This is a genomic window from Mesorhizobium hunchu (assembly GCF_040081975.1).
Taxonomy (GTDB): Bacteria; Pseudomonadota; Alphaproteobacteria; order Rhizobiales; family Rhizobiaceae; genus Mesorhizobium; species Mesorhizobium hunchu.
Genome location: NZ_JBEBMG010000002.1, coordinates 359973 through 377381, shown reverse-complemented (window position 1 = coordinate 377381; position 17409 = coordinate 359973). Strand labels below are relative to the sequence as shown.

Below are 17409 nucleotides of genomic sequence, written 5' to 3'. Positions count from 1 at the left end.
ATGGCCTACGAGACCATCATCAGCGAAACCCGCGGCAAGGTGGGCCTGATCACGCTCAACCGGCCGAAGGCGCTCAACGCGCTCAATTCGCAGGTGCTGGCCGAGCTCGTGGCGGCCGTGCAGGCGTTCGACGCCGACGAGAGCGTCGGCGCGATGGTCGTCACCGGGTCCGAAAAGGCCTTCGCGGCCGGCGCCGACATCAAGGAGATGCAGGCCAAGACCTACGTGGACGCCTATCTTGGCGACTTCTTCGTCGGCTGGGAAGAGCTGACGCGGGCACGCAAGCCGATCATCGCCGCGGTCGCCGGCTATGCACTCGGCGGCGGCTGCGAACTGGCGATGATGTGCGATTTCATCATCGCCGCCGACAGCGCCAAATTCGGTCAGCCCGAGATCACGCTCGGCGTCATGCCCGGCATGGGCGGCTCGCAGCGCCTGACGCGCTTCGTCGGCAAGTCGAAGGCGATGGACATGGTGCTGACCGGGCGCATGATGGATGCGGCCGAGGCCGAGCGCTCCGGCCTGGTCTCGCGGGTGGTGCCGGCGGCGGATCTTGTCGACGAGTCGCTGAAAGCCGCGCAGAAGATCGCCGAGTTCTCGCTGCCGGCCGTCATCATGGCCAAGGAGGCGGTCAACCGCAGCTTCGAGACGACGCTCGCCGAGGGATTGCGATTCGAGCGGCGCCTGTTCCACTCCATGTTCGCGCTGGAGGACCAGAAGGAAGGAATGGCGGCCTTCGTGGAGAAGCGCAAACCGGAATTCCGCAACCGGTAGGGTTCACCGGGACGGGGCAGTCATCGTGTTCCTGAATCCGGAACTGTGACGGCGATCCGACCCCCCGCTCCGTGCGCTTCGCGGCTACCTCTCCCCCGTTCGACGGCAGGGCTATCGCATATGGCGTTGTACCCCCACCCCTGACCCCTCTCCTCAAGGGGGAGGGAGACGCCGACACCCCGTTTCGTCTTAGATCGGCAACGTTGGTGGATTGTGGCAGCACCGCAAAATTCCCCTCCCCCTTGAGGGGAGGGGTCAGGGGTGGGGTTCCTGTCCGCGACCCTCGATGAAAATTTCATATGCGATAGCCCTTCGCTCGGCAGAGGAGAGGTCGTTTGCGAAGTAAACCGGAGTGGGGTGACTTGCCCCACCGCGAGTCCGCAAAAAGGCGCCTGTCGGCGTTGACGCGTCGATCAAGCTGCACTATAAGCCGCACCAACCGAGGCGGCCCGTGGCTGCCCGTTTGTTTTTTGCGCCTTGCGGCCTGCCGCGCGGCCACCCCAGAAGAGATCGGAAGAGAGGCATCATGGCCAATACCTCGTCGGCCAAAAAGGCAACGCGCAAGATCGCCCGTCGCGCCGCGATCAACAAGAACCGCCGCTCGCGCGTTCGTACCTATGTCCGCCAGGTCGAAGAGGCGCTGGCCTCCGGCGACAAGGCCGCGGCGGAAGCCGCCCTGAAAGCCGCACAGCCGGAATTGATGCGCGCCGCCACCAAAGGCGTGCTGCACCGCAACACGGCGTCCCGCAAGGTTTCGCGACTCGCTCACAGGGTCAAGACGCTGAGCGCCTGAGCCGCCTCGCAGCATATTCGAATTTCAGGAAGCCCGGCGCTCGCGCCGGGTTTTTCTTTTGCCGGCAAGGACTTAAAATTTTAAGCCGCAAGACCCGCTGAAGCGCCGTCCCGGACAGGCCCGGAATTTTGCCGGCATATTCAAAATTCCTTACATTTGATCGCGCCTGCCCGAGGTAATCCGCGGCAGAAAAACTATCGCATTTTCAATTTGTTACGAGAGGTCATCCACAAGTTACTCACGGCGGGTGTGACGGAAAGGGGACAATTCCGTGTCAAGAAAAATATTAAAATATTTTTTGCCCTGGGCGCGCTTTTTCACATTCCGGGAAAAAGGTTTTGAATCACAAGAGCTTTGTCTCGGGCAGTCGCCGGCAGGACGGATCGGAGACCTCTCAGGCTAACCAGATTCGTTAAAAATCCGTTAGACCCGACCTTGCCCTCTCCACAGCGATTTTTGTAGTGTCGGTCCATCGAAAGGGACGGGCCGTTGGCCCTCGACCCAGCCAAAATCGGTAACGTTTGTGGCGCGGACGAAAGTCCGTGAACGGGTGGGGTGTGCCTTTCGACATGCGTGGGGATCAGGGGGTCCGTAAGTACCTTGGCGGCATTTCGACCGGCATTCGCCGGAGGTTTTGTTGCGCCTTGATCCCACCGACGCGCCGCGCTTCGCGGGCGGCGCGTGAAACATGGCAGCGGCTTTTCGCCAGCGGCGGCGGGAGCCACGGTCGACAGGTGCCGGAAGAGAGCGGGCGCATAAGCCCGACGGTTCGGCGGACGAGGCAAGAAAAACGAGGAACACAATGCAGAACGCTATCGGCAGGGAGACAGGCGGCAACTTCGCTTTTGTTGAGAACATGGCGGAAGGAAACAACGCGGGCAGCGAGGCCGATCACCGGTTCGAGCGCGTCAGGACGCAGTTGAAGGCGCGGCTGGGCAGCGAGGTCTATTCCAGCTGGTTCGGCCGCATGAAGCTGGCCGAAGCCTCCAAGGGCGTGGTGCGCATGTCCGTGCCGACGGCGTTCCTGCGCTCCTGGATCACCGGCCACTATGGCGACCTGATCGCCGAATTGTGGAAGCACGAAGACCCCGACATCCTCAAGGTCGACATCGTGGTGCGCACCGCGACGCGCCAGACCAAGGCGATCGACGTCGAACCGGCGCCGGCCCGCAAGATCGCCAGCAAGGCGCAGACGGCGCTCGCCACCGGCACGCTCGGCGGCAGGCAGGATCGCGCACCGGCGCTGCATGGCGGGGCCGAGAGCGGCGAGCATCGCCACAGCGTCCTCGGCTCGCCCCTCGACGGCCGCTACACCTTCTCCTCCTTCATCGAAGGCCCGTCGAACCGCGTCGCCTTCGCGGCGGCCAAGGCCGTGGCCGAGCAGGCGCCGAGCGCCGTGCGGTTCAATCCGCTGTTCCTCCATGCCTCGGTAGGGCTGGGCAAGACCCACCTTCTGCAGGCGATCGCCGCGGAGTCGCTCAAGCAGAACCCGAAGTCGCGCGTCGTCTACCTGACGGCGGAGTATTTCATGTGGCGCTTCGCCACCGCCATCCGTGACAACAACGCGCTGACGCTGAAGGAGCAACTGCGTGACATCGACCTCCTGATCATCGACGACATGCAGTTCCTGCAGGGCAAGTCGATCCAGCACGAGTTCTGCCACCTGATCAACATGCTGCTCGACAGCGCCAAGCAGGTGGTGGTGGCCGCCGACCGGCCGCCGTCCGAGCTGGAGTCGCTGGAGCCGCGCGTGCGCTCGCGCCTCAATGGCGGCGTCGCGCTGGAAATGGCCGCGCCCGACTACGGCATGCGCCTCAGCATGCTGAAGCTGAGGCTGGCGGCCGCCAAGACCGACGATCCTTCGCTCGACATCTGCGAGGACATCCTGGCGCATGTGGCGCGCACCGTGACGGCCAGCGGGCGCGAACTTGAAGGCGCCTTCAACCAGCTGCTGTTCCGCCAGTCCTTCGAGCAGATCACGGTCGAGCGCATCGACGAGATCCTCGGCCATATCTACCGCAGCGGCGAGCCGAAGCGGGTGCGCATCGAGGATATCCAGCGCATCGTGGCGCGCCACTACAACGTGTCGAAGACGGAGCTGCTGTCCAACCGGCGCACGCGCACCATCGTCAAGCCGCGCCAGGTGGCGATGTATCTTTCCAAGGTGATGACGCCGCGTTCGCTCCCCGAGATCGGCCGGCGCTTCGGCGGCCGCGACCATACCACTGTGCTGCACGCGGTGCGCAAGATCGAGGGCCTGTCGGGCGCCGACAACACGCTGGCGCAGGAACTGGAGCTGTTGCGGCGGCTGATCAACGACCAGGCCTGAGGGGCTTTCGCAGGCGTCCTGGACGACAACCGGCGACGGCCGGGCATCGCCGCGCCGGTTATCCCCGACAAAGCCCGCGCGTTCGGTCGCAACCGGCGTCGCGGGCTTGCTTTTCAAGGGGTTTTCTTGTCAGTCTGACCGGAATTTCGAACGAGTTGGAAGCAAGTCGCGGGACCCCGCATGCCGGAGACCCGCTTTGTCAGTCGAAGCGAGCCTGTCGTCATGCGCGTCATCCTGGAACGGTCGAACCTTTTGAAGTCCCTCAACCACGTCCATCGCGTGGTGGAGCGGCGCAACACCATTCCGATCCTGTCGAACGTCCTGCTCTCGGCGGACGGCGCCAGCCTCGAGATGAAGGCGACCGACCTCGACCTCGAGATCACCGAGGCGACGCCGGCCAAGGTCGAGCAAGGCGGCGCCACCACCGTGCCCGCCCACCTGCTCTACGACATCGTGCGCAAGCTGGCCGAAGGCGCGGAGGTCATGCTCAAAACCGACGAGGACGGCAACGCCATGACGGTGACGTCGGGCCGGTCGAGCTTCCGCCTGCAGTGTCTGCCGCAGTCGGATTTCCCCGAACTTTCGGCCGGCTCGTTCTCCCACATCTTCCGGCTGGATTCGACGGCGCTCAGGACGCTCGTCGACAAGACCCAGTTCGCCATCTCCACGGAGGAGACACGCTACTATCTCAACGGCATCTATCTCCATGCCGTGGAAGCCGGCGGAAAGCTCAAGCTGCGCTCGGTCGCGACCGACGGTCACCGGCTGGCGCGCGCCGAGATGGAAGCGCCGGCCGGCTCGGAAGGCATGCCGGGCGTCATCATTCCGCGCAAGACGGTGAGCGAACTCCAGAAACTCCTCGACGATCCCGACGTCGCGGTGACGACGGAACTGTCCGACACCAAGATCCGCTTCACTATCGGCTCGGTGGTACTGACCTCCAAGCTGATCGACGGCACCTTCCCCGACTACCAGCGCGTCATCCCGACCGGCAACGACAAGCAGATGATCATCGACCGGCAGAGCTTCGCCGCCGCCGTCGACCGCGTCTCGACCATCTCCTCGGAGCGCGGCCGCGCGGTCAAGCTGTCGATGACGGAAGGCCAGATGACGCTGGCCGTCAACAACCCCGATTCCGGCAGCGCCACCGAAGAACTCGCGGCCGACTATTCCTCCGATCCGCTCGAGATCGGTTTCAACGCCCGCTACCTGCTGGACGTGGCGAGCCAGCTCGCCGGCGGCGACGCCAAGTTCATGCTCGCCGACGCCGGCTCGCCGACGCTCATCTACGACACCAGCGACGAGAACACGCTCTACGTTCTCATGCCGATGCGGGTGTAGCCCGCGATCCCTGTGCACGCCCCGCACATTACGCGCCTGACGCTGAGCAACTTCCGCAACTACGCGGCGCTTTCTCTCGACCTGTCGCCCGGCATGGTTGTGCTGACGGGCGACAACGGCGCCGGCAAGACCAATCTGCTCGAAGCCGTGTCGTTGCTGACGCCCGGCCGTGGCCTGCGCCGCGCCGCCTATGGCGAGATCGCGCGCGAGGGCGGCGACAGCGGTTTTGCCGTGCACGCCGGCCTGGAGAGCGAGGCGGGCGACGTCGAGATCGGCACCGGCGTGAGCGGCGGCGAGGCGGCGGGCGATGGCGGGCGCAAGGTGCGCATCAACGCAGCATCGGCGCGCTCTGCCGACGCGCTGCTGGAATGGCTGCGCGTGGCCTGGCTGACGCCGGCGATGGATTCGCTGTTCCGCGGCCCGGCGGGTGACCGGCGCCGCTATCTCGACCGGCTGGTGCTGGCGATCGACCCGCAGCACGGCCAACGCGCGCTCGACTACGAGAAGGCCATGCGCGGGCGCAACCGGCTTTTGGCCGAAGGCTCGCGCGACGACAACTGGTTCGACGCGATCGAGGCGCAGATGGTGGAGACGGGCGTGGCGATCGCGGCCGCGCGCGCCGAACTGGTGCGCCTGCTGGCGGCAATAATCGAAAAACTGCCCTCCGACGGCCCCTTCCCGCAGGCCGACATCGGCATTGCCGGCGACCTCGAAGCCGATGCCGGCCGGTTGCCGGCGGTCGAGATCGAGGAGAAGTTCCGCCAGGCGCTGGCGCATGGCCGCGCCCGCGACCGCGCCGCCGGGCGCACGCTGGACGGGCCGCACCGCTCCGACCTGATGGTGCGGCACCGGCCGAAGGACATGCCGGCGGAGCTTTGTTCCACCGGCGAACAGAAGGCGCTGCTGGTCGGCATCGCGCTGTCGCATGCGCGGCTGACCGGCGAGATGGCGGGCATGGTGCCGATCCTGCTGCTCGACGAGATCGCCGCCCATCTCGACGCCGGCCGCCGCGCGGCGCTGTTTTCCATCATCGAGGACCTCGGCGGCCAGACCTTCATGACCGGCACCGACGCCGCCCTGTTCTCCAGCCTCGAGGGCCGGGCGCAGTTCCTGACCGTGGGACATGGCGCGGTTTCGCCGACGGAAGGGTACTGATTCATTGCGGGTTCACCTCCTTAAACCCGGCCGTCCAGCACCCCCACCCCTAGCCCCTCCCCACAAGGGGGAGGGAGACGCCGACACCACTTTCGCCCTAATATCCCCAGCGTTGGCGCTCTGTAGCGCCGTCGCAAAGTTCCTCTCCCCCTTGTGGGGAGGGGCTAGGGGTGGGGGTGCATCGCCAAATGCGATTGCCTCAGAGGGTGGAGAGGTTCGCACGAGAACGACGGAGAGGTGGCAGAAGGAAGTTCAGGCAAGGCCAAGCCACTTGATACCCATTGCTCCTGACAGAACCGGAACAGCATTCTATGGTTCGCCCCATGACCATACCCCCTCCTCCGCTTTCCGATGAAGAACTCGAACGCTATGCGCGCCATATCGTGCTGCCGGAAATCGGCGGGGCGGGGCAGCAGAAGCTGAAGCGCGCGCGCGTGCTGGTGATCGGCGCCGGCGGGCTCGGCGCGCCAGTGCTGGCCTATCTCGCCGCCGCCGGCGTCGGCACGCTCGGCATCGTCGACGACGACACGGTTTCCCTGTCCAACCTGCAACGGCAGGTGATCCACGACACGCAAAGCGTCGGATCGGCGAAGGGTGAGAGCGCAAAGGTGGCGATCGGGCGCATCAACCCGCATGTCACCGTCGAACTTCACCAAGAGCGGCTGACGACGGACAGTGCCCCTGCCCTCGTCGGCGACTACGACATCGTCGTGGACGGCTCGGACAATTTCGAGACGCGCTATGCCGTGGCCGACGCCTGCGCGGCGGCGCGGAAGCCGCTGGTCCATGCGGCGGTCGGGCGCTTCGACGGGTCCATCACCGTGCTGATGCCCTTCGCAGCGGGAGCAGACGGCAGGCCCAACCCGTCCTATCGCGACCTGTTTCCCGAGCCGCCGCCGGCGGGCCTCGTGCCGTCCTGTGCCGAAGCCGGCATCGTCGGCGCGCTGACCGGCGTCATCGGCACCTTGCAGGCGATGGAGACGATCAAGCTGATCGCCGGCATCGGCGAGCCGCTGGTCGGGCAGCTGCTGCTCTACGACGCGCTGGCCACCCGCTTCGACACGATCCGCTACAGGAGCCGCCGGCCGTGAGCCTCGCGCTGACGCCGCAGGAGCAGGCCGTCGCCGCCGGACGGGACGGTGACGGCGCGGCGATGGCCATGCGCATCGTCATCGAGGCCGCGCGGCTGCTCGGCGCGCCGCGGCTGATTCGAATAGCCTCGGCGCATATCGACGGCGCGCTCTATCACGGCGATTCCGGCACGCTGTTCGCCGAAAAGCTGGTGCAAGGGCGCGCGACGGTCGCCGTGCGCGCTACGCTCAATGTCGGCGCGCTCGACCTCACGGGCTGCTCGAAGGTGCGGCTGGAAGGGCACGAGCGCGACATGGCGCAGCGCATGATGGGTGCCTACCGCGCGCTCGGCTGCGAGCCGAGCTGGACCTGCGCGCCCTATCAGGCCGGGCACCGGCCGGCGCGCGGAACCGACGCCGCCTGGGGCGAATCCAACGCCGTGGTGTTCTGCAATTCGGTGCTCGGGGCGCGCACCAATCGCTATGGCGATTTCCTCGACATCGCCTGCGCGATCGCCGGGCGCGCGCCCGATTACGGGCTGCACAGGCCGGAAAACCGCCGGGCGCGGCTGGTGTTCGACGTCTCCGCCCTGCCCCGCGCCTTTCTGGCTTCGGAAGCGGCATGGCCGGTGCTGGGCAGCCTCTATGGCCGCGAGACCGGCAGCGCCGTCGGCGTGGTGACGGGGGTGGACGCGCATCCGGGCGAAGACGCGCTGAAAGCCTTCGGCGCCGCGGCCGCGTCCTCCGGCGCGGTCGGCCTGTTCCACATCGCCAGCGTGACGCCCGAGGCGCCGGATGCCGAAACCGCGCTGGGCGGCGACACGCCGGAGGCTGTCATTCGCGTCACGCCGGAGATGGTGGCGGCGGCGCGCAGCGGCCTTTCGACTGCCGGCGGGGCCGAACGGATCGATGCCGTCGCCATCGGCAGTCCGCATCTGTCGGCGACGGAGTTCGAGGCACTGGAGCGGCTGATAGCCGGCAGGAAGCTCGCCGTGCCGCTTTACGCCTGTACTGGCCGCTACGCGCTGGCCGACCTGGACAGGAACGGCCGGCGCAAGGCGCTGGAGGCGACCGGCGTGGTCGTCGTCGCCGACACCTGCGTGGTGGTGACGCCGATCCTGCCCGACCTGCCCGGAGGCGGCGTGCTGATGACCAATTCGGGAAAATTCGCGCATTATGCGCCGGGCAATACGGGCTACGGCGTGGTGTACGGCTCGCTGGCGGAATGCGTGGAGAGCGCGGTGGCGGGCCGGCCGGTGTTTTCGGATGCCGTGCCTGAACTGAACAACCGGCGCACCCCCACCCCTAACCCCTCCCCACAAGGGGGAGGGGGACTTTTCGGTTCGGCCCATCGTCGACAGCCTGCATCAGGTTCGAGCGAGACGGCGGAGAAGGAATCCCCCTCCCCCTTGTGGGGAGGGGCTAGGGGTGGGGGTGCGCTATCTGAGACAAAACACAAAGACTATGAACACGAAGACGAAAGCCAGGACCGGAACATCGCCCCCCAAATCCTGGTTCCCGGCACACTCGCCACCGGCGAGGCCCTCATCCTTTCCGCACCGATCAGCTTCTGGGGCGGCGTCGATCCGAAGACGGGCCGCATCGCCGACGTGCGTCATCCGCAGCATGGCGAAACCGTCGCGGGAAAGGTGCTGTTCCTGCCCGGCACGATCGGCTCGTCGTCCGCATCCGCCGTGCTGCTCGAACTGGTGAAGAACGGTCACGCGCCGGCCGCACTGGTGCTGCACGAGCCGGACGCCATCCTGTTGCTCGGCCTGATCGTGGCGCGGGAAATGGGCTGGGAGACGCCGATGGCGGTGAGGATGGATCGGAGCCGGTTCGAACCGTTTCGCGGAAAGAGCGTGACCGTCGACGGCGAGGGGCTGGCAACAAAGGAAGGACCATCGCATATGGCGTCGCACCCCCACCCCTGACCCCTCCCCACAAGGGGGGACTCTGCGGTCCAGCCTCCGCCCGCCAGCCCGAATTGCTTCGAGCGAGATGGCGAGGCCTGAATCCCCTCCCACCTGTGGGGAGGGGTCAGGGGTGGGGGTGCGCCACGGCCAGGTTCCAGTGCAACCCAAATACGATGGATTGCCCTTCCCAGCGAGGGGAACGGCGAAGATCTAAGCCCGCGACGGCAGCACGCGGTCCGGCGGGCGGTGGCCGTCGAAGAAGGCGCGGATGTTGATGATGACCTTCTCGCCCATGTCGATGCGGCCTTCCAGCGTTGCCGAGCCCATATGCGGCAGGAGGACCACCTTGCCCTTTGCGGCGAGCTTCAGAAGCCTTGAATTCAGCGCCGGCTCGTTCTCGTAGACGTCGAGGCCGGCGCCGGCGATCTTGTCGTCCTGCAGGAGCTTGATCAGCGCTTCCTCGTCGATGATGTCGCCGCGTGCGGTGTTGACCAGATAGGAGGTCGGCTGCATCAGCGCCAGTCGCCGCGCCGACAGCAGGTGGAAGGTCGCCGGCGTCGAGGGGCAGTTGACCGAGATGATGTCCATGCGCGCCAGCATCTGGTCGAGGCTTTCCCAGTAGGTCGCCTCCAGCTCGTCCTCCAGCGCCGGCATGACGCGGTGGCGGTTGTGGTAGTGGATCGACAGGCCGAAGGCCTTGGCGCGCCGGGCCACCGCCGTGCCGATGCGGCCCATGCCGACGATGCCGAGCCTTTTGCCCCAGATGCGGCGGCCGAGCATCCAGGTCGGCGACCAGCCGGTCCATTTCTTTTCGCCCGGCAACACGTTGGCGCCTTCGGCGAGCCGGCGCGGCACGGCCAGGAGCAGCGCCATCGTCATGTCGGCGGTGTCCTCGGTGAGCACGTTCGGCGTGTTGGTGACCGTGATTCCGCGCTTGGCGGCGGCGGCGACGTCGACCTTATCGACGCCGTTGCCGAAATTGGCGATCAGCTTGAGATTGTCGCCGGCCTGCTCGATCAGGGCGGCGTCGATCGTGTCGGTGATGGTCGGCACCAGCACGTCCGCCTCCTTCACCGCAGCCACCAGCTCGGGCTGGGTCATGGGGCGGTCCTCGACGTTGAGGCGCGCGTCGAAGAGTTCGCGCATGCGCGTCTCGACCGGGTCCGGCAGTTTGCGCGTGATGACGACGAGCGGTTTCTTCTTGCCGGCCATTCCCACCCTCGGATTCGGGTCTGTTGAGACCTCTTTAACCAAGACGGGCCAAACTGGAAATCGGTCGCAGCCCGTTTGCCTCATGTAACAAGCGGGGCGACGGAAGACAAAGAAAAAGGGGCGTCTGCCGGCTCCGCCAGGCCCGCCCAGCAAGCAAAGGAAACGAGAGTGTCCGGTTCAGCGTCGTATCGTCTTCTTCTCGGCGCCGTCCTCGCGGGAATGGTCACGGGCGTGCCGCAGGTCTCGGCCCAGAGCGCCGCCCAGACCGTGACGCTCGGCCCCAGCGGCCTGCCGCTGCCGCGCTTCGTCAGCCTGAAATCGGGACGCGTCAATTCCCGGATCGGACCCGGCCTGAACTATTCGGTCGACTGGATGTACACAAAGGCCGGGCTGCCGATGGAGATCGTCCAGGAATACGACACCTGGCGCAAGGTGCGCGACGCCGACGGCGCGGAGGGCTGGGTCAACCAGTCGCTGCTGTCGGGCAAGCGCACGGCGCTCATCACGCCCTGGCAGCGCGACAAGGCCGACCACGTCAAGCTTCTCAGCGAGCCGGACAAGGATGCGTCCGTGGTCGCGCTGATCGAGCCCGGCGTGATGGGAACGATCAAGTCCTGCAACGGCGAATGGTGCGAAATGACGCTCGGCGGCCATACGGGCTGGCTCAACCAGTCACAGCTCTGGGGCGCCTATCCGGGCGAGAAGGTCAAGGACTGATCGCGGGACCGATACCGAACGGCTGAGCCCGGGCGATCAGGCCACCGGCCTGCCGAAGCCGCAACCGGCATGGCCGCGGATCAGCGCCGCTGTTTCGGCCGCAGGCGCACCACCACGTCGACATTGACGATTTCCATGCCTTCGGGAGGCTCGGGGAGATTGCCGACGGCGACCGGGCCGGTCTCGATGTCGAAGATGCGGTTCTCGCCCTCGACGAAGAAATGGTGATGGTCGGAGGTGTTGGTGTCGAAATAGGTCTTCGACCCTTCCACCGACAGGATGCGCAGCAGGCCGGCCTGGGTGAACTGGTGCAGCGCGTTGTAGACGGTCGCGAGCGAGACCGGAACGCCGGCGGCGGCCGCTTCCTCGTGCAATTCCTCCGCCGACAGATGACGCTCGCCCTTGGCGAACAGCAGCTCGGCCAGCGCGACGCGCTGCCGGGTGGGACGCAGACCCGCGTCGCGCACCTGCTTGTCGATCGGGTTCCTGTGCCTTGGCTGGCTCGAATCCATCAACTTCTCTTCAACGTCCGCTTTACTCGGCGAAAGACGCCATACCGGTATGGGCCAGATATATTCCGTCGCCCGAATACGATCAATAGCGCGCATTGACCCGGCCCGACCGGCAGGCTAATCGCAAACGTCGGTTTCCGGCCGCAAGCGGACCGTGTTAGGTAAGGGCCGAACGCGGCGTGCTGTTCGCCGGTCAGACGGGGAGAAGAAAATTCATGGCTGAACGGAAGTCGAGCTACGGCTACGAGGAACTGCTTGCCTGCGCCCGCGGCGAGCTGTTCGGACCCGGCAACGCCCAGCTCCCGGCGCCGCCGATGCTGATGTTCGACCGCATCACCGAGATCAGCGAGACGGGCGGCGCCTTCGACAAGGGCTTCATCCGCGCCGAATTCGACATCAAGCCGGACCTCTGGTTCTTCCCCTGCCACTTCATCGGCAATCCCATCATGCCCGGCTGCCTCGGTCTCGACGCGCTGTGGCAGATGACAGGTTTCTTCCTCGGCTGGCTGGGCGAAGAGGGCAAGGGCATGGCCCTTTCCACCGGCGAGGTGAAGTTCAAGGGCATGGTGACGCCTTCGGTGAAGAAGGTGGAATACGGCGTCGATTTCAAGCGCGTGATGCGCGGCCGCCTCGTTCTCGGCATCGCCGACGGCTGGCTGAAGGCGGACGGCGATCCCATATACGCGGCCACCGACCTCAAGGTCGGCCTGTCGAAACAGCCGGCCGCCTGAGCGGCAGGCCCCTCACGAGGAGCGAGAGCATGAGACGAGTCGTCGTAACGGGCCTCGGCATCGTGTCGTCCATCGGCAACAACGCCAACGAGGTGCAGTCCTCGCTTTACGACGCGAAATCCGGCATTTCCTTCTCGCCCTCCTTCGCCGAGCACGGCTTCCGCTGCCAGGTCTGGGGGGCGCCGACGCTCGACCCGACGCCGATGATCGACCGGCGCGCGCTGCGCTTCCTGTCGCAGGGCGCGGCGTGGAACCATGTCGCCATGGACCAGGCGATCGCCGATGCGGGGCTGGAGGAAGGCGACGTCAGCAACGAGCGCACCGGCATCGTCATGGGCTCCGGCGGACCGTCCACCCGCACCATCGTGGAAGCGGCCGAGACCACGCTGAAGAACGGCTCGCCGAAGCGCATCGGCCCCTTCGCGGTGCCGAAGGCGATGTCGTCCACCGCGTCGGCGACGCTCGCCACCTGGTTCAAGATCCACGGCGTCAACTATTCGATCTCTTCGGCCTGCTCGACCTCGGCGCACTGCATCGGCAACGCCGCCGAACTGATCCAGTGGGGCAAGCAGGACGTGATGTTCGCCGGCGGTCACGAGGATCTCGACTGGACGATGTCGGACCTGTTCGACGCGATGGGCGCGATGTCGTCGAAGTTCAACGACAACGCCGCGGTAGCGTCCCGCGCCTATGACGTCGACCGCGACGGGTTCGTCATCGCCGGCGGCGCCGGCGTGCTGGTTCTTGAGGAACTGGAGCGCGCCAAGGCGCGCGGCGCGAAAATCTACGCCGAAATCGTCGGCTACGGTGCGACCTCCGACGGTTACGACATGGTGGCGCCCTCCGGCGAAGGCGCGGTGCGCTGCATGCGCCAGGCGCTGGCGACGGTGAAGGGTCCGGTCGACTATATCAACACCCACGGAACCTCGACGCCGGTGGGCGACAGCAGGGAAATGGGCGCCATCCGCGAGGTGTTCGGCGACAAGATGCCCCACATCGCCTCCACGAAGTCCCTGACCGGCCATTCGCTGGGCGCGGCCGGCGTGCAGGAATCGATCTACTCCATCCTGATGATGCAGGGCGGTTTCATCGGCGAAAGCGCCCATATCCAAAATCTCGACCCCGAATTCGAAGGCATGCCGGTGGTGCGCAAGCGCATCGACAATGCCAGGATCGACACCGCGCTGTCGAACTCCTTCGGCTTCGGGGGCACCAACGCAACGCTGGTCTTCCAGCGCTACGCTGCATAGGGGCCGTTGCCATGACCGGATTGATGCAAGGCAAGCGCGGTCTCGTGATGGGCGTGGCCAACGATCACTCGATCGCCTGGGGCATCGCGAAGAAGCTGCGCGAACAGGGCGCCGACCTCGCCTTCACCTATCAGGGCGAGGCGTTCGGCCGCCGGGTGAAGCCGCTGGCCGAGCAGGCGGGCGCTTCGCTGGTCGTTCCTTGCGACGTCGAGGACAGCGCCTCCGTCGCCGCGACATTCGAGACGCTCAGACAAGAATGGGGCGGCATCGATTTCCTCGTCCACGCCATCGGCTTCTCTGACAAGAACGAGCTCAAGGGGCTTTATGCCGACACCACGCGCGACAACTTCGTGCGCACCATGGTGATCTCCTGCTACTCCTTCACGGAAGTCGCGCGCCATGCCGCCGCGCTGATGCCCGAAGGCGGATCGATGCTCACGCTGACCTATGCCGGCTCGGTGCGCGTGATGCCCAATTACAACGTCATGGGCGTGGCCAAGGCGGGGCTGGAGGCGAGCGTGCGCTATCTCGCCAACGACTACGGCCCGCGCGGCATCCGCATCAACGGCCTTTCGGCCGGGCCGGTGCGCACGCTGGCCGGCGCGGGCATTTCCGACGCCCGGTACATGTTCGGCTACCAGCAGCGCAATTCGCCGCTGCGCCGCAACGTGTCGATCGACGAGATCGGCGGATCGGCGCTCTATCTCCTGTCCGACCTGTCCTCGGGCGTGACCGGCGAGATCCATTATGTGGATTCGGGCTATCACATCGTTTCCATGCCGACCCTGAGCGAATTGAAGCGGATGGACGAGGCACACGACTGACGGCACCTGCCGTCTTCGCGCTCAGGTTGAGAGCGCGGTGACAGAAACCTGTTGGTAGGGGTTTTGCTGTTAGAAAGTCCCGTTGCGCAGGGACCTTCAAGCATGTCCGCGAGCCGGAATCCGAGCCGCACGCCTCTCTTCAGGCTGCTGACCATCGCCAGTTCCGGCACGGGCAGCTTCCTGCTCGGCATCTGGGGGCTGAAATTCGGATTCGGCGACGGCCTCGCCGGCATGCCGGCGTCCTCCATCGTCGGCATCATCGCGGCGCTCTGCGCCCTGGCCGCCGCCGGCGGCGCCATGTCGTTCTTCGCCGGCGTCGATGAATCCGCGGAATATGTCTACAACGAGACCAATTTCGACAAGCTGACCGGCACGTTCACGCGCGCCGCCATGATCGGGCGCATCGCCGAGGCGGCGGCCGAAACGATCCGGACAGGCAAGCCGATCTATCTCATCGACCTGGACATCAACCGCTTCAAGCAGATCAACGACGCCATCGGCTATACGGCGGGCGACGAGCTGGTGGCCCTCTTTGCCCGGCGGTTGAAAAGCGGTCTTCCCGACGACGTCGTCGTCGGGCGCATCGGCGCAGGCGAATTCGCCCTGCTCTATCCGGACCATCTCGTAACGGCGCCGATGGAAGAGCTGATTGAAAATCTCATCGAAAAGACGACGCGTCCGTACCAGCTTACCACCCATCTCCAGTCGATCAGCATCTCGGCCGGGTTGGTCGCCATGCCGAAGGACGGCGTGGACCCGATCCTCGTCATGCGCCGCTCGAACCTGGCGCTCCAGCATGCGCGCGCCGGTGGCCTCGGCAACTGGGCGATCTTCCATCCCGACATGGGCAAGGTCGCGGACCAGCGCCAATGGATCGAATCGGAACTCCATACCGCATTCGAGCGCGGCGACTTCGACCTGCATTACCAGCCGCAGTTCGACCTGCCCACAGGCCGTGTCGTCGGCTACGAAGCGCTGATCCGCCGGCGCCATCCCGAGCGCGGCATGATCGCGCCGATGGAGTTCATCCCTATCGCCGAGGAGACCGGCATGATCCTGCCGATCGGCGAATGGGTGCTGCGCAAGGCGTGCAACGACGCGCGCTACCTGCCGCAGGACTGCTTCGTCGCCGTCAACATCTCGGCCGCCCAGTTCATGGGCAGGAACTTCATCGGCCTCGTTCGGTCCATCATGGCTGCATCGGGCATCGATCCGCACCGCCTTGAACTGGAAGTCACCGAGACGGCGATGATGCAGGATCGCGACCATGCCGCCGATATTCTCAAGAACCTCGCGGAAATGGGGGTTTCGGTCGCCGTGGACGATTTCGGCACCGGCTATTCGAACCTGAGCTATCTGGTCGATTTTCCGTTCCGCAAGCTCAAGATCGACAAGTCCTTCGTCAGCCGCATGGATTCGGATTCCAGCTCAGGTGCCGTCGTCTCGACCATCGTGGGCCTGTCGCGCGCGCTGGGCGTCAGCACCATCGCCGAAGGCGTGGAGACCGAGCACCAGGCGACGCTGCTCAAGGCAGCTGGTTGCCAGGTGGTGCAGGGCAATTTCTACGGACGGGCCGCGCCGCTCATCAAGATCGAGGAAGCCCATCCTGTCGTCATGCCGGATGCCCTTGGGTCGGATGCCCCTAGGCCGGATGCCGCCCGGCCGGACAGGCAGCAGGCGCTGCGGGTCGCGAACCTGCATTGAGCGCAGCCCCGTCGCGGCGGGCCGGCACGCCGCCGATCAGCGGCGCGCCGACAGCACCTTGAAGCCGGAATCGCGCGCGACCTCGCCCGAGCTTGCGAAGCAGGTCTTCAGCACCGCTTCATAGGGCAGCTGCCGGTTCGCCACCATCACCAGCCGTCCGCCCGGCTTCAAGGCCTTCGCCGCCGCGTGGATCATGCCTGCGCCGATGCCGGGATCGGCGGCATGGCCCTTGTGGAAGGGCGGGTTCATGACGACGGTGTCGTAGCGCCGCTCCACCGGTTCGGCCAGCAGATCGGTCCAGAAGAATTCCTTCCGCTGCGGCGTCGCGGCGAGGTTCAGCTTCGCCGCTTCGAGCGCCTCGAAATCCGCCTCGTAGAGATCGAGCGCCGATACGGCAGGGCATCGGGCCGCGACCTCGGCGGCGACAAAACCCCATCCGGCGCAGAAATCGGCCACGGCGCCGGACAGGTCGGCGGGGAGGTTTTCGACCAGAAGCCTGGACCCGGCGTCGACGCGGTCGTGCGAGAACATGCCCGGCAAGGTATGGAAGCGGTTCTCGACCAGCAGGGCCGGATTGGCGGCACGCAGCGCCAGGGCAGCCTCCCCTGCCCCGCCCTCGCGGCGAAACCAGAAAGCAAGGCCGTGGTATTTCGGCAGCGCGCCTTCGATCCCGAGAAGCCCGGCCAGACGCTTGCGCAGGCTGGCGATGCCGTCGTCCTTCGCGCCGGCGACGACGATCAGCCCACCTTCCTTCGTGCGCCCGACGGCCTCCGCGATGCGCAACTCGTTCTGTCCGCGATGGCGGTCGGCGAGGATCAAGGCCACGTCATACCCCTCCTCTTCGGGCCGTGGCGTAACCGTAAGGCCCGAACGCTCGAGCGCCAGGAAATCCGGACGGAAGCCTTGCACAGCGCGGACCGGCGCCGCCCAGCCCTGCGGCAGGCGAAAACCCGGCGCGGCGCCGAGGAAGAGCACACGGTCTTCCTGTCGCTGCGGTTCGAGAGAACCGGCATCGAAGGGGTGAAAAAGCGTCTTCAGCGCATCATCGGCCATGACCGACACCTAACAGCAATCGAACTTC

The 17409-nt window shown here is 66.1% G+C and carries 15 protein-coding genes; 12 read left to right on the top strand and 3 right to left on the bottom strand.

Annotated elements, in window-relative coordinates; all coding sequences use genetic code 11:
• From ABMA46_RS05300 to ABMA46_RS21350, 7 genes are all read left to right on the top strand, one after another.
• On the top strand, positions 1-774 hold the full coding sequence (locus ABMA46_RS05300; RefSeq protein WP_348998263.1) for an enoyl-CoA hydratase: 774 nt from the start codon (positions 1-3) through the stop codon (positions 772-774).
• Between the two features lie 526 nt (positions 775-1300).
• On the top strand, positions 1301-1567 hold the full coding sequence (gene rpsT / locus ABMA46_RS05295) for a 30S ribosomal protein S20 (RefSeq protein WP_348998262.1): 267 nt from the start codon (positions 1301-1303) through the stop codon (positions 1565-1567).
• An 856-nt stretch (positions 1568-2423) separates the two neighbouring features.
• Positions 2424-3896 carry a chromosomal replication initiator protein DnaA gene (gene dnaA, locus ABMA46_RS05290; protein WP_425475699.1) on the top strand — a complete coding sequence of 491 codons (1473 nt, stop codon included), beginning with the start codon at positions 2424-2426 and terminating at the stop codon, positions 3894-3896.
• 222 nt (positions 3897-4118) lie between these two features.
• Positions 4119-5237, top strand: a complete 1119-nt coding sequence (gene dnaN, locus ABMA46_RS05285) for a DNA polymerase III subunit beta (RefSeq protein WP_348998541.1) — start codon at positions 4119-4121, stop codon at positions 5235-5237.
• 12 nt (positions 5238-5249) lie between these two features.
• Positions 5250-6392, top strand: coding sequence for a DNA replication/repair protein RecF (gene recF, locus ABMA46_RS05280; protein ID WP_348998260.1), 1143 nt, complete (start codon positions 5250-5252; stop codon positions 6390-6392).
• A gap of 323 nt (positions 6393-6715) precedes the next feature.
• Positions 6716-7483, top strand: coding sequence for a molybdopterin-synthase adenylyltransferase MoeB (locus ABMA46_RS05275; protein ID WP_348998259.1), 768 nt, complete (start codon positions 6716-6718; stop codon positions 7481-7483).
• Positions 7480-9396: an aconitase X gene (locus tag ABMA46_RS21350; RefSeq protein ID WP_425475689.1), complete on the top strand. Its 1917-nt coding sequence runs from the start codon at positions 7480-7482 to the stop codon at positions 9394-9396. Before ABMA46_RS05275 ends, ABMA46_RS21350 begins: the two co-directional genes overlap by 4 nt.
• Positions 9397-9588: 192 nt before the next feature.
• Here the strand turns inward: ABMA46_RS21350 and ABMA46_RS05260 are convergent, their stop codons facing one another.
• Positions 9589-10590, bottom strand: a complete 1002-nt coding sequence (locus ABMA46_RS05260) for a 2-hydroxyacid dehydrogenase (protein WP_348998258.1) — start codon at positions 10588-10590, stop codon at positions 9589-9591.
• Positions 10591-10758: 168 nt separating this feature from the next.
• Between ABMA46_RS05260 and ABMA46_RS05255 the strand changes: the two genes are divergently transcribed.
• Complete coding sequence (locus ABMA46_RS05255; protein ID WP_425475688.1) at positions 10759-11307, top strand: SH3 domain-containing protein; 549 nt, start codon at positions 10759-10761, stop codon at positions 11305-11307.
• 80 nt (positions 11308-11387) lie between these two features.
• Here ABMA46_RS05255 and irrA read toward each other — a convergent pair whose 3' ends face one another.
• Positions 11388-11819, bottom strand: a complete 432-nt coding sequence (irrA, locus tag ABMA46_RS05250) for an iron response transcriptional regulator IrrA (protein ID WP_348998257.1) — start codon at positions 11817-11819, stop codon at positions 11388-11390.
• Positions 11820-12034: 215 nt separating this feature from the next.
• Here irrA and fabA point away from each other — a divergent pair, with 215 nt between their 5' ends.
• From fabA to ABMA46_RS05230, 4 genes are all read left to right on the top strand, one after another.
• Complete coding sequence (fabA, locus tag ABMA46_RS05245; protein WP_348998256.1) at positions 12035-12550, top strand: 3-hydroxyacyl-[acyl-carrier-protein] dehydratase FabA; 516 nt, start codon at positions 12035-12037, stop codon at positions 12548-12550.
• Positions 12551-12579: 29 nt separating this feature from the next.
• Entirely contained in the window at positions 12580-13800 is a 1221-nt protein-coding gene (fabB, locus tag ABMA46_RS05240) for a beta-ketoacyl-ACP synthase I (RefSeq protein WP_348998255.1), read from the top strand.
• Between the two features lie 11 nt (positions 13801-13811).
• Positions 13812-14624: an enoyl-ACP reductase FabI gene (gene fabI, locus ABMA46_RS05235; protein WP_348998254.1), complete on the top strand. Its 813-nt coding sequence runs from the start codon at positions 13812-13814 to the stop codon at positions 14622-14624.
• Between the two features lie 102 nt (positions 14625-14726).
• Positions 14727-16328 carry a putative bifunctional diguanylate cyclase/phosphodiesterase gene (locus ABMA46_RS05230; RefSeq protein WP_348998253.1) on the top strand — a complete coding sequence of 534 codons (1602 nt, stop codon included), beginning with the start codon at positions 14727-14729 and terminating at the stop codon, positions 16326-16328.
• Positions 16329-16364: 36 nt separating this feature from the next.
• On the opposite strand, the gene ABMA46_RS05225 is transcribed toward ABMA46_RS05230, so the two are convergent.
• A complete protein-coding gene (locus ABMA46_RS05225; RefSeq protein ID WP_348998252.1) occupies positions 16365-17381 on the bottom strand; it encodes a class I SAM-dependent methyltransferase in 1017 nt (338 codons plus the stop codon).
• Positions 17382-17409: the final 28 nt, after the last annotated feature.

What these genes read in the sequence shown, in the direction of transcription:
- ABMA46_RS05260 (WP_348998258.1), bottom strand. Translation starts at nt 10,590, where the DNA reads ATGGCCGGCAAGAAGAAACCGCTCGTCGTCATCACGCGCAAACTGCCG.
- irrA (WP_348998257.1), bottom strand. Translation starts at nt 11,819, where the DNA reads ATGGATTCGAGCCAGCCAAGGCACAGGAACCCGATCGACAAGCAGGTG.
- fabI (WP_348998254.1), top strand. Translation starts at nt 13,812, where the DNA reads ATGACCGGATTGATGCAAGGCAAGCGCGGTCTCGTGATGGGCGTGGCC.
- dnaN (WP_348998541.1), top strand. Translation starts at nt 4,119, where the DNA reads ATGCGCGTCATCCTGGAACGGTCGAACCTTTTGAAGTCCCTCAACCAC.
- ABMA46_RS05300 (WP_348998263.1), top strand. Translation starts at nt 1, where the DNA reads ATGGCCTACGAGACCATCATCAGCGAAACCCGCGGCAAGGTGGGCCTG.
- rpsT (WP_348998262.1), top strand. Translation starts at nt 1,301, where the DNA reads ATGGCCAATACCTCGTCGGCCAAAAAGGCAACGCGCAAGATCGCCCGT.
- ABMA46_RS05225 (WP_348998252.1), bottom strand. Translation starts at nt 17,381, where the DNA reads ATGGCCGATGATGCGCTGAAGACGCTTTTTCACCCCTTCGATGCCGGT.
- ABMA46_RS05230 (WP_348998253.1), top strand. Translation starts at nt 14,727, where the DNA reads ATGTCCGCGAGCCGGAATCCGAGCCGCACGCCTCTCTTCAGGCTGCTG.
- fabB (WP_348998255.1), top strand. Translation starts at nt 12,580, where the DNA reads ATGAGACGAGTCGTCGTAACGGGCCTCGGCATCGTGTCGTCCATCGGC.
- fabA (WP_348998256.1), top strand. Translation starts at nt 12,035, where the DNA reads ATGGCTGAACGGAAGTCGAGCTACGGCTACGAGGAACTGCTTGCCTGC.
- dnaA (WP_425475699.1), top strand. Translation starts at nt 2,424, where the DNA reads ATGGCGGAAGGAAACAACGCGGGCAGCGAGGCCGATCACCGGTTCGAG.
- ABMA46_RS05275 (WP_348998259.1), top strand. Translation starts at nt 6,716, where the DNA reads ATGACCATACCCCCTCCTCCGCTTTCCGATGAAGAACTCGAACGCTAT.